Below are 11,320 nucleotides of genomic sequence, written 5' to 3' on the forward strand. Positions count from 1 at the left end.
GCCGCGGGGGTTTCCTTGTGGTCCCAATATAGGACAAATTTTGTCCTATGGGGACCCCTCATGACATCTCTTGCGACAGCACCCTTCGCCAAGTGTCAGGAAAGGGTCTTTCAGGACAAAAAGTGTCCTGAAAGACCCTTTCCTGACACTTGCGCCGCTCAGTACTGCGTCGTGAGGGCGCCCTCGGTCAGTGCGGCGTCGAGCTGCTCCGCCGTGACGTCCAGCTTCATCTGGTCACGGAACATCCGGCCGGCGGTCGGCAGGCTGGACCGCTCCGGCCAGGTTTCCGGCTTCCACAGCGAAGACCGCAGGAAAGCCTTGGCGCAGTGCAGGTACAGCTCTTCGACCTCGAGCATGATCGCCAGCTGCGGCCGCTTCCCCTTGACCACGAGGTCGTCGAAGAACGGCGCGTCCGCGACCAGTTTCGCGCGGCCGTTGATCCGGAGTGTCTCGTTCATCCCCGGCACCAGGAACAGCAGCCCGGCGTGCGGGTTCTCCAGGATGTTGGTCTGGCTGTCGAGCAGCTTGTTACCCGGCCGGTCCGCCAGCACCAGCGTCTCGTCGTCGAGCACCAGCACCGAACCGGCCGGGTCGCCGCGCGGGGAGACGTCACAGGTGCCGTCGGACGACGCCGTCGCCAGCAGATAGAACGGCGAGTGCTCGATCAGCGTGCGCGCGTGCTGGTCGATCCGCGGCAGGATCTTCCGCTGAGTCCTCTCGGCCGCGTGGCCGAGGTGCTCGCGCAGCGCTTCCCGCGATTCGATCACTTTGATCTCTGAGATCCCCATGCCCTCAGTGAACCATCAGAAGACGACAGTCCGGTTCCCGTGCACCAGTACGCGCCCTTCGAGGTGCCACCGCAGCCCGCGCGCCAGCGTCACCTTTTCGATGTCGCGGCCCTTGCGGACCATGTCGTCGACCGAGTCACCGTGGTCGACGCGGATGACGTCCTGGTCGACGATCGGGCCCGCGTCGAGGTCGGCGGTGACGTAGTGGCAGGTCGCGCCGATGAGCTTCACGCCACGCGCGTGGGCCTGGTGATACGGCCGCGCGCCGACGAACGACGGCAGGAAGCTGTGGTGGATGTTGAGCGCCCGCCCGGCCCAGGCCTCGCACAGTTCCGCGGGCAGTACCTGCATGAACCGGGCGAGGACGACGGCGTGCGGGTCGTGCTCGTCGACCAGTTTCCGCACTTCGGCGAACGCTGGCGCCTTGGCGGCGGCGTCACCGGCGGGGAACGGGACGTGGTGGAACGGGATGCCGTGTGCGCGGGTGATGTCGCCCAGTGACTCGTGGTTGCCGATGACCGCGGCGACGTCGACGTCCAGTTCGCCGGAGGCGACGCGGCCGAGGAGGTCGTAGAGGCAGTGCCCGGCCTTGGAGACCAAGATCACCGCGCGGCGTCGCTCACCGCTGTCGCTGACCTGCCAGCTCGACTCGGCCGAAAGCGACTCCGCGACGTCGGCGAAGCGCGTGCGCAGTCCGGCGGCGTCGAAGGGGAGCGAGTCGGCGCGGACGACCTGGCGGGTGAAGAACCAGCCGGTGTCCGGGTCGGTGTGGTACGCCGCTTCGACGATCCAGCCGCCGTGCTCGGCGAGGAAGCCCGAGATGCGGGCGATGATGCCGGTGCGGTCGGGGCAGCCGAAGGAGATCACATAGCGGCGTTCAGGGTTCGACACACAGTCCATTGTCGCCGGTCTCGGCCGCGCCGTGGCGCCGGGTCAGGATGCGGACCCGGACGCGCCGCCCGATCTCAATCGCCCCGACCAGCACCAGACCGAGCGTGAAGGACAGCAGAAGCCCCTTCTCCGGCTCGTCCGCGAAGGCCGCTCCGCCGACGAGACCGATCAGGACGCTGTATACCGCCCAGATGCTCGCACCGAGGGCGTCGAGCGGGACGAACTTACGCGGCGGGTACCCCATGCTGCCGGTGGCGAGCCCGCTCGCGACGCGGCCGCCGGGCAGGTAGCGGGCGGCGAGGATCAGCAGGACGGCGTTGCGCCGCACCTGGATCTTCGCCCATTCGTGGCGCCGGATGCCCTCGGGACCCCGCTGCAGGCGGGCGAGTGCGCGCGGGCCCGCGGCGGCGCCGACGGTGTAGCCGAGGCAGTCGCCCAGCCAGGCGCCGAGCGCGGAGACCACGGCGAGCAGCGCCAGTTGCGGCAGATCCGGGCCGATGAGGACGGCGACGGTGATGACCGTGGTCTCGCTGGGCATGAACGGAAGGAGTGCGTCCAACCCGGACACGAGGAGGACGATCACCCACAGCCAGGGTGATCCCAGCGTGCCCCGAAGCAGTTCGGTGACGTACTCCAGCAGTTCCACGGTCCCATGGTGATCACCGCAGGTCGCGTCGGGGTGACGGAGTGGGGTTATACCGATGAATTCCCGCTGAGGTACTGGTCAGGGCGCACGGGGCGCGACGGCGGACCAGGGCACGGTCAGCTCGCCGAGCCGCCATCGCGACGGCCGGTTCAGCACCGGCCAGCCCCGGGCGGTGAGCAGGCCCACGGTGTGCGACCAGCGGGCGCGGACCCCGAAGTTCTGATGCGGTGCCGCCGTCGCCCAGCAGATATCCAAAGTGGACAGTAGATCGTGGACACGTTCGCCGGGAACGTTGCGGTGGATAAGAATCTTGGGCAGTCGTTCGGCCACTGTGGACGGACGTTCGAGGCTGGCGAGGTGCACCGAAAGAGTCAGCGCGCGGGGTCCGTCGTGGCCGACGGTGACCCAGGTGCTCAACCGGCCGATCTCGTCACAGGTGCCCTCGACCAGGAGCCCGTCCGGCGCCATCGCGTCCAGCATCAGCGACCAGGCCCCGGCGACCTCGGCCTCGTCGTATTGCCGGAGCACGTTGAACGCGCGCACCAGCCGCGGCCGCGACCCGGCGAGTTCGAAACCACCGCGCCGGAAGTCCAGCCACGGCCGGTCGACGGCGGCCTGCGCGACGGCGACCCGTTCGGCGTCCAGCTCCAGGCCCAGCACCCGGACGTCGCGGCGCACGGTCCGCAGCCACCGCGCCAGCTCCACCGTGGTCACCGGCGAGGCGCCGTAGCCGAGGTCCACCACCAGCGGTTCGTCCGCGCGGCGCAGCAGCCGGGTCACCCCGGCGTCGCTCGCGAGCCACCGGTCGACGCGGCGGAGCCGGTTGGGATTGGTCGTCCCCCGTGTCGGTGCCCCGACGGGTTTCAGCGCTCGGCCAGCCACTTCGCGACGAACTCCGCCTCGCGCTCCAGCAGTTTGGTCACCTGATCGGCGATCACGTTCTCCAGCTTCCCGCCGACGAACGGGATCCGCACCTTGACCTCGCCGCTGTTGACCAGCGTCGTCTGCCCGCCTTCGACGGCCAGCGACGTCTTCGCCGAGATGTCACCCGGCACGCCCTGCACGGACGCCGTCGCCGTACCGGTGTAGCCGTTCGCGGCGGCCTTCCAGATCTGCTCGCGTTCGACGACGAGGTCGCCCCGGTGCAGCGTCCGCACGGCGGACGGGAGCTTGTCCGAGCTGATGCCCTGACGCAGCTTGTAGCGCACGCCGTCCTCGGTCGCCGCGTATTCCAGCAGCTCCGCGTTGTCCCCGCCGATCTGCTCGAGCCGCGCCCGCAGCGCCGCCTCGCCGGCGACCGCGTCGAACGTGGTCGCGAGGTCTGCGGAGAACGCTGTGCGGTGCTCGATACGGGAAGCCATGGCGCCAGACAGTACCGTTCGTGGGCGTGAGCACTGCCGAAACTCCCACTCAGCACGTCGACCTCGCCGACCACACCACGCTGCGGCTCGGCGGCCCGGCGCGGCGCTACGTCGAGGCGACGACGGTGCCGGCCCTTGTCGACGCGGTCCGCGAGGCCGACGACGCGGGCGAGCCGGTCCTGCTGCTCGGCGGCGGCTCGAACCTCGTCGTCGCCGACGAAGGTTTCGCGGGGACGCTGCTGAAGGTCGGCAACACCGGCTGGACACGTGACGGAGGTCTCGTCGAGGTCGCTGCCGGGCACAACTGGGACGCCTTCGTCGAAGGCCTGGTCGCCGAGGACGTCGGCGGGCTCGAATGCCTCTCCGGGATCCCCGGTTCGGTCGGCGCGACGCCGATCCAGAACGTCGGCGCGTACGGCTGCGAGGTGGCCGAGTCGCTGGTCTCGGTCGACCTCTACGACCGCGCCACCCGCGAGAACCGCACGCTGACCGCCGAGGAGCTCGGCTTCGGCTACCGCACCTCGATCCTGAAGGGGACCGACGCCGGTGTAGTGCTCACAGTGCGCTTCAACGTCACCGAAGACGGCCTGTCGGCCCCGATCCGCTACGCCGAACTCGCCCGCACGCTCGGCGTCGAAATCGGCGGCCGCGTCCCGGTGGCCGAAGCGCGCGAAGCCGTCCTCGGGCTGCGTCGCGGCAAGGGCATGGTCCTCGACGCGGACGACCACGACACCTGGAGCGCCGGCTCGTTCTTCACCAACCCGATCATCGGGGAAGCGCAGGTCACGAAGGTATTGGCCGGGATTCTCGACGTCGTCGGCGAGGACGTCCGTGTCCCGCGGTACCCGGCTCCCGGTGGCACGAAGCTGTCCGCCGCGTGGCTGATCGAGCGTGCCGGGTTCGCGAAGGGACACGAAGGGCCCGGAGGGCGGGTTTCGCTCTCGACCAAGCACACCCTCGCGCTCACCAACAGGGGGAAGGCGTCCACGGCGGACCTCCTCGCCCTGGCGCGCGAAGTACGCGACGGCGTCGAAGCCCGCTTCGGCGTCTCCCTGCACCCGGAGCCCCTGCTCATCAACTGCTCGCTCTGACCCTCCTCGTGGTGCCTGGGGTGGCCCGGACACCACGCCACGTTGCCTGCCCCCTCGCGTTTAGTCCTCTAGTTGCGGTTCTTGCACGCGCAAGGACCGCAACCAGAGGACTAAACGCGGCGGGTTCGGGGTACTCACGGGGCGGCGGCCAGGCGTTTCGGTATGCAAACCGTAAAGCCGGAACAACCCGGGGCCGCTCCCGTGCGTCTATCCCTCTGTGGGGCGAGGGGTGAGTTCCGTCGCCGCGGGTAACGTCGGAGAGGTCCTCGGCGCTGAGCGGGTAGACGCTCGCGAGAGGGCTAATGGGAGGTTCACGGTGATCGAACGGCGCACGGTGTTCAAGGCCGCGCTCGCCGCGGGTGCGGCCATGCTGGCTGCTGCCTGCTCCAGTCAGGAAGGCGGCTCACCCAAGCCGGAAGGCAGCGGCGGGGAAGGCGAGGCACCCGCTCAGCCGGTCGCCAAGCTCTCCGCGGAGCCCGCCGTCGACGCCAAGGACGCGTCCGTCTTGACGCCGGTCGTGGTCAAGGTCGCCGACGGCAAGCTCACCGAGGTCAAGGTCTCCGGCGAAGGCGGCAAGGACGTCAAGGGTGAGCTTTCACCCGACGGGCTGACCTGGACCAGTTCCGAGTCACTCGGCTACGGCAAGACGTACACCTACGCGGCGAAGGCCACCGGCAGTGACAACAAGCCCGCCGAGCTCAAGGGCACGTTCACCACGGTCAAGCCGGCCAAGGAGGTGCGCGCCACGCTGAACCCGACCGACAACGCCGAGGTCGGCGTCGGGATGCCGATCAGCGTGAAGTTCGCGGCGCCGGTGAAGGACAAGGCGGCCGCCGAGAAGGCGCTCAAGGTGACGACCGACAAGGACGTCGAGGGCTCTTGGGGCTGGCTTTCGGAGACCCAGGTCGACTGGCGGCCCAAGGAATACTGGCCCGCCAACATCACCGTCAACGTCGAAGCGAAGCTTTACGGCGTCGCGCTCGGCGGCGGCGCGTACGGCAAGTCCGACGTCACCACCAAGTTCAAGATCGGCCGCAACCAGGTCGTCAAGATCAACACCCCGGACCACTCGATGAAGGTCTACCGCGGTGGGGCGGAGTCGGCGAGCTACCCGTGCTCGAACGGGCTCGACGGCGACGTGCAGCGGAACACGCCCAACGGCACGTTCATCGTGATGACGAAGGAGCCGATGGCGCGGTTCGACAACGCCCGCTACGGCTACACCAACGTCAACAAGAAGTGGTCCTGCCGGATCTCGAACAACGGCGAGTACATCCACGAGAACCAGGACAACGCGTCGAACATCGGCCGGGCCAACACCTCGCACGGCTGCGTGAACCTGCTCGAAGCGGACGCGAAGAAGTACTTCGACTCGGCGATGATCGGTGACCCGGTCGAGATCACCGGCTCGCGGCTGGGCAGCCCGACCAAATCCGACGTCAAGAACTGGTTTTACGACTGGAAGTCCTGGAAGGCCCTCTCGGCGATCAAGTAGCCACGTTCTTGGGGCCTGACGGCCGAACGCGCGGCTCAAAAGATCAAAAAGCACCTTGAGCTGGGACCTCATAAGGTGCGACGTATGAAGACCGAAGTAGTCGGCTACGGCGGCACGCGCATCGGCCTGTGGGTCGAAGGCGCCGAGAACACTCGTCCGATCGTGTTCGTGCACGGGTGGGCCCAGTCCGCCCGTGCCTGGGCGCCCCAGCTGGCGGATCCGGCGTTGTCCGAGCGGTTCCGCCTGGTCGCGATGGATCTGCGTGGCCACGGGGACTCCGAGGTCCCGTCGGCGGGCTACGACGATCCGCGGGTCTGGGCCGAGGACCTGGCCTCCGTGCTCGACTTCGCCGGTGAAGACGCGATCGTCGTCGGCTGGTCCTACGGCGGGCTGGTGCTCACCGACTACCTCCGCGTGCACGGTTCCGCACGGCTTGGCGGTGTCGTACTTGTGGGCGCCATCACAGAGATCGGCAAGAACCGGCCTGGCGGGAAGATCGGCCCGGCGATGAGCGAGGCCCTTCCGGCGGTGCTCGCGGACGACCCGTCGGTCGCGATCCCCGCGTTGGTGCGGTTCTGCGCGCGGATGACGGCAGCCCCGGTGTCCGGGACGCTGACCCAGTCACTGCTCGGCGCCTGCCTCTCGACCCCGCCTTCGGTGCGTTCCGCGTTGTTCCGGCGGGATGTCGGGAGTGAGGACGTACTTCGCGAACTGGACAAACCGGCGCTGATCATCCATGGTCTCGCGGACACTGTGATCGATCCGACGGCAGCGGAATACGCGGCCGGGAAGATTCAGGGTGCCGTCCTGCGTTGGTTACCTGAGGTGGGGCATCTGCCGTTCGCCGAAGCGGCGGATGAGTTCGGTGGCCTGCTGCGCGGGTTCGCCGATCAGTAGGACTTCAGGAGTGTTGACCAGGTGACGTTCCCTCCATACGGGTTCGATGCCGCGCCCAGGCGCGTCGCGGTGCTGTCGTTGCACACCTCTCCGCTGGAACAGCCGGGTACCGGCGACGCCGGCGGGATGAACGTCTACGTGAGCCAGACGGCCACCGAGATGGCCCGCCGAGGCGTGGAGGTCGAGGTGTTCACGCGGGCGACGTCTTCGGACCAGCCGCCGGTCGCGGAACTGGCGCCGGGGGTGCTGGTGCGGCATATCCCGGCCGGGCCGTTCGAGCCGCTCGGCCGCGACGAGCTGCCGGCGCAGCTGTGCGCGTTCACCGCCGGGGTGCTGCGGGCCGAGGCGTTCCACGAGCCCGGCTACTACGACCTCATCCATTCGCATTACTGGCTCTCGGGCCAGGCGGGCTGGCTCGCCAGGGACCGCTGGGGCGTGCCGCTCGTGCACACCGCGCATACCCTGGCCAAGGTCAAGAACGCCGCGCTGGCCGATGGCGACACGCCCGAGCCGCGCACGCGCGTGATCGGCGAGGAGCAGGTCGTGGCCGAGGCGGACTGCCTGGTCGCGAACACCCGCGTCGAGGCCCGCGAGCTGATCGAGCTGTACGACGCCGATCCGCACGCCGTGCACGCCATCCCGCCGGGGGTCGACCTCGACCGCTTCACCCCGGGTTCGCGGTCGGCCGCGCGCCGGGCGCTCGGCCTGCCGCAGGACGCGATCGTGCTGGCCTTCGCGGGCCGGATCCAGCCGCTGAAGGCACCCGACGTCCTCCTGCTGGCCGCCGCCGAAATGCTGCGCGAGCGGCCGGAGCTGGCTTCGCGGCTGGTCGTGCTGATCGTCGGCGGCCCGTCCGGGACCGGGCTGGAGCAGCCGCAGGCCCTGCGTGAGCTGGCCGTTTCACTCGGCATCGAGGAACAGACCCGGTTCATGCCACCGCAGTCGGGCCGGTCGCTGGTCAACGTCTACCGCGCGGCCGACATCGTGGCGGTACCGAGCTACAACGAGTCGTTCGGGCTGGTCGCGCTGGAGGCGCAGGCCTGCGGGACGCCGGTGATCGCGGCCGAGGTCGGCGGGCTGCCGGTCGCCGTGCCGCACGGCGTCTCCGGGCTGCTGGTGCCCTCGCACGATCCGAAGGATTGGGCGGGCGCGCTCGCGAACGTCGCGTTGCGGCCGGGCTGGCGTGCCGAACTCTCGGCCAACGCCGTCGTCCACGCGCAGCGCTTTTCCTGGCGTCGCACGACCGACCGGCTGCTGGACACGTACGCTCAGGCCACCGGCGCGTTCCGGCGTGCCCTGGAACAGCGCACGGAGGTGGCGGTTTGACACTCGACGAGACCCTACAGTCCTCTTTGGACAATGCGGGCCTGAAGTATGAAAAACGCGGCGAGGGCAAGTACTTCGTCACGCTGCCCGGTACCAAGAAGCTGCAGACCAACTGCTGGCTGGTCGCCGGGGACCACGCGTTCGCCGTCGAGGCCTTCGTCTGCCGACGTCCCGATGAGTCCCATGAGGACGTTTACCGCTTTCTGTTACGCCGTAACGCGAAACTCTACGGCGTGCATTACACCGTGGACGCGATCGGCGACATCTACCTGGTCGGCAGGCTCGGCCTGGACACGGTGACCGAGGCCGAACTGGACAAGATCCTCGGACAGGTGCTGGAGGCCGCCGACGGCGACTTCAACACGCTACTGGAACTCGGATTCGCCGAATCGATCAAACGCGAATGGGACTGGCGCGTCTCCCGTGGCGAATCGCTGGCGAACCTCGAGGCGTTCAAACATCTCGTCGAGCCCGCGAACGGACATCAGCCGGGAGCCTTGACCGACTCGTGACCCGAACGGTGCAACGGCACTGAAGCCCGCTCCGTCTCTTTCGCATCACTGGAGGGAGACGGATTCATGTACAGGCAATTGAGATGGGTGGCCGCCGCAGGCGTCGCGCTGGCCCTCGCGGGGTGCTCGGCGAGCGAATCCGGCGGGGAATCCGCCGCGATGCCCATGTCCGCCGATGGAAGGCAGGCGGCGCCCAATCAGGGTGCTCCGAACCAGGACAGCGCGGGCAAGGCGGGACAAGAGAAGGCGCCGGTCCCCGCCGGGCAGCCGGGGATCGCCGACCGCAAACTGGTGCGCACGGCGAGTATGGAGCTCACCGCGCCGAACGTGGCCGACGTGATCTCGCAGGTCCGCGTCCTCACCCAGGGCGCGGCGGGCTACACCGGGCAGGAGAGCACCCAGGAGACGCGCGCGACGATCAACGTCGTCGTCCCCTCCGAACGTCTCGACGGCGTACTGGACCAGCTCGGCAAGCTGGGGAAGCAGATCAGGCGCGAGATCACCGCGACGGACGTGACCGAGCAGCTGGTCGACGTCGATTCCCGGCTGGCCACCCAGCGGGCGAGTGTCGAGCGGATCCGCGCGCTGCTCGCGAGGGCGACTTCGGTTTCGGAGATCACTTCGGTCGAGAGTGAGCTGACGAGCCGCGAAGCCGAACTCGAATCGCTTCTGAAGCGTCGCGAGAGCCTGGCGGGAAGTGTCGCCATGTCGACTATTTCCTTGCAGGTGAAGGCGGAGACCGTCGCGGCGGCGGAGGAATCGCGCAGCGGGTTCTTCGGCGGGCTGACCGGTGGCTGGGACGCTTTCCTGACCTTCGGCGGCGGCCTGCTGACCGTGCTCGGCGCGATGGCGCCGTTCCTGCTGGTCTTCGGCGTCCCCGCGGCCGCGCTGGTCTGGTGGCTGCGCAAGCGGCGCCGGGTCCAGGAACCCGCGATGGCCGGGGCGTCGGATCTGCCGTCCGCCCCGCCGCTGGATTAAGGCCTGGAAAAAGACTAGGCGGGACGGCTCGAGGGAGGGGGGAGTCGCGATCTCGAGCCGCCCCGCTGAAGTTCCCGCCAAGGTGGACCCGGTGACGAGGGGGATGCCAACGGGGCCGGCGGGCGCCGCGACTCGGCAGGGGGGAGACGAGTCGCGGTGATCACCCGCGACGGGCCGGGGAGTGCGTGGAATCCGGCCGCGCGGGACGTAGTCAACCTGTCAGATCTCCACCTGTAATCACAAGACTACCGGTTACTCCGTTCGAGTGAAATCCAAAAACGGGAATAACGGAGTGCAGCCTGTTTACCGGTGATTCAGACTTGTTGACACTCCGTCTTCTGGACGAGTGAAGGTGTTACTCGGGGGTAACGCACTCTCCGTAGAACATCTTCGAACTGATTCGGTCAAGTGGGCCTGTTCGCGCGCCTTTCGCCTGCTCTGGCAGGCTGAACGGCATGGCTGAGCTTGGGACCTTGGTGCTGCTCCGGCACGGACAGAGCACGTGGAACGCCGAAAACCTGTTCACCGGCTGGGTGGACGTGCCGCTCTCGGAACAGGGCGAACAGGAAGCACGCAAGGGCGGGCAGCTGCTCGCCGAGTCCGGTCTGCTGCCGGACGTCGTGCACACGTCGCTGATGCGCCGCGCGATCTCGACCGCCAACCTGGCGCTCGACGCCGCCGACCGGCACTGGATCCCGGTGAAGCGCGACTGGCGCCTCAACGAGCGGCACTATGGCGCGCTGCAGGGCAAGAACAAGAAGCAGACGCTGGACGAGTTCGGCGAGGAGCAGTTCATGCTCTGGCGCCGCTCGTACGACACCCCGCCGCCCCCGATCGACCCGGCCGACGAGTTCAGCCAGGTGGGCGACCCCCGCTACGCCGACCTCGGCGACGCCGCCCCGCTGACCGAATGCCTCAAGGACGTCGTCGCGCGGCTGCTGCCGTACTGGGAGTCCGAGATCGTGCCGGATCTGCGTGCGGGCAAGACCGTCCTGGTCGCCGCGCACGGCAACTCGCTGCGTGCGTTGGTGAAGCACCTCGACGGCATCTCCGACGACGCCATCGCCGGGCTCAACATCCCGACCGGCATCCCGCTGCGCTACGACCTGACCGACGACCTCAAGCCGGTCACCGCCGGTGGGACCTACCTGGACCCGGAAGCCGCGAAGGACGCCGCTGCCGCCGTCGCGAACCAGGGCCGCTAGCTTTCCGGTCCCGAAGTGTCATGAGGGGTCCCCATAGGACCAAATAAAGGAGGGGGGCCCGCCAAGACCACCCGGGGGGGGGGGGCCACCCCCCAAAGAACGACAAGAACGACACGCGGGAGGTGCACGG

12 protein-coding genes are annotated in these 11,320 nt (G+C 68.6%); 7 read left to right on the top strand and 5 right to left on the bottom strand.

The features are described from left to right. Positions 1-158: 158 nt before the first annotated feature. The 5 genes from AB0M65_RS37240 to AB0M65_RS37260 all read right to left on the bottom strand — a co-directional run bounded on the left by AB0M65_RS37240 (position 159) and on the right by AB0M65_RS37260 (position 3,686). Positions 159-788 carry a pyridoxamine 5'-phosphate oxidase family protein gene (locus AB0M65_RS37240; protein ID WP_364039005.1) on the bottom strand — a complete coding sequence of 210 codons (630 nt, stop codon included), beginning with the start codon at positions 786-788 and terminating at the stop codon, positions 159-161. Between the two features lie 15 nt (positions 789-803). Continuing rightward, on the bottom strand, positions 804-1,688 hold the full coding sequence (gene purU, locus AB0M65_RS37245) for a formyltetrahydrofolate deformylase (RefSeq protein ID WP_364039008.1): 885 nt from the start codon (positions 1,686-1,688) through the stop codon (positions 804-806). Next, positions 1,666-2,325: a DedA family protein gene (locus tag AB0M65_RS37250; protein ID WP_364039011.1), complete on the bottom strand. Its 660-nt coding sequence runs from the start codon at positions 2,323-2,325 to the stop codon at positions 1,666-1,668. Before AB0M65_RS37250 ends, purU begins: the two co-directional genes overlap by 23 nt. Before the next feature lie 78 nt (positions 2,326-2,403). Beyond that, positions 2,404-3,207, bottom strand: coding sequence for a class I SAM-dependent methyltransferase (locus tag AB0M65_RS37255; RefSeq protein ID WP_364039014.1), 804 nt, complete (start codon positions 3,205-3,207; stop codon positions 2,404-2,406). Beyond that, a complete protein-coding gene (locus AB0M65_RS37260) occupies positions 3,189-3,686 on the bottom strand; it encodes a DUF2505 domain-containing protein (protein WP_364039017.1) in 498 nt (165 codons plus the stop codon). The genes AB0M65_RS37255 and AB0M65_RS37260 overlap by 19 nt, the downstream gene beginning before the upstream one ends. A 26-nt stretch (positions 3,687-3,712) precedes the next feature. Here AB0M65_RS37260 and AB0M65_RS37265 point away from each other — a divergent pair, with 26 nt between their 5' ends. The 7 genes from AB0M65_RS37265 (at position 3,713) to AB0M65_RS37295 (ending at position 11,190) form a co-directional block, all read left to right on the top strand. Then, positions 3,713-4,777 (top strand): UDP-N-acetylmuramate dehydrogenase, encoded by a 1,065-nt coding sequence (locus AB0M65_RS37265; RefSeq protein WP_364039020.1) that lies wholly within the window; start codon positions 3,713-3,715, stop codon positions 4,775-4,777. Positions 4,778-5,093: 316 nt separating this feature from the next. Further along, entirely contained in the window at positions 5,094-6,272 is a 1,179-nt protein-coding gene (locus AB0M65_RS37270; RefSeq protein ID WP_364039023.1) for an Ig-like domain-containing protein, read from the top strand. An 84-nt stretch (positions 6,273-6,356) separates the two neighbouring features. Beyond that, positions 6,357-7,169: an alpha/beta hydrolase gene (locus tag AB0M65_RS37275; RefSeq protein WP_364039026.1), complete on the top strand. Its 813-nt coding sequence runs from the start codon at positions 6,357-6,359 to the stop codon at positions 7,167-7,169. 21 nt (positions 7,170-7,190) lie between these two features. Next, complete coding sequence (gene mshA / locus AB0M65_RS37280; protein WP_364039029.1) at positions 7,191-8,495, top strand: D-inositol-3-phosphate glycosyltransferase; 1,305 nt, start codon at positions 7,191-7,193, stop codon at positions 8,493-8,495. Next, positions 8,492-9,007: a YbjN domain-containing protein gene (locus AB0M65_RS37285; RefSeq protein ID WP_364039032.1), complete on the top strand. Its 516-nt coding sequence runs from the start codon at positions 8,492-8,494 to the stop codon at positions 9,005-9,007. Before mshA ends, AB0M65_RS37285 begins: the two co-directional genes overlap by 4 nt. Before the next feature lie 66 nt (positions 9,008-9,073). Further along, complete coding sequence (locus AB0M65_RS37290; RefSeq protein WP_364039035.1) at positions 9,074-9,985, top strand: DUF4349 domain-containing protein; 912 nt, start codon at positions 9,074-9,076, stop codon at positions 9,983-9,985. A gap of 455 nt (positions 9,986-10,440) precedes the next feature. Continuing rightward, positions 10,441-11,190, top strand: a complete 750-nt coding sequence (locus AB0M65_RS37295; RefSeq protein ID WP_364039038.1) for a phosphoglyceromutase — start codon at positions 10,441-10,443, stop codon at positions 11,188-11,190. Positions 11,191-11,320 lie beyond the last annotated feature (130 nt).

It is taken from the genome of Amycolatopsis sp. NPDC051071 (assembly GCF_040682875.1).
GTDB lineage: Bacteria > Actinomycetota > Actinomycetes > Mycobacteriales > Pseudonocardiaceae > Amycolatopsis.

Coding starts and splice junctions, on each gene's coding strand:
- AB0M65_RS37260 (WP_364039017.1), bottom strand. CDS start 3,686: ATGGCTTCCCGTATCGAGCACCGCACAGCGTTCTCCGCAGACCTCGCG.
- AB0M65_RS37240 (WP_364039005.1), bottom strand. CDS start 788: ATGGGGATCTCAGAGATCAAAGTGATCGAATCGCGGGAAGCGCTGCGC.
- purU (WP_364039008.1), bottom strand. CDS start 1,688: ATGGACTGTGTGTCGAACCCTGAACGCCGCTATGTGATCTCCTTCGGC.
- AB0M65_RS37290 (WP_364039035.1), top strand. CDS start 9,074: ATGTACAGGCAATTGAGATGGGTGGCCGCCGCAGGCGTCGCGCTGGCC.
- AB0M65_RS37275 (WP_364039026.1), top strand. CDS start 6,357: ATGAAGACCGAAGTAGTCGGCTACGGCGGCACGCGCATCGGCCTGTGG.
- AB0M65_RS37295 (WP_364039038.1), top strand. CDS start 10,441: ATGGCTGAGCTTGGGACCTTGGTGCTGCTCCGGCACGGACAGAGCACG.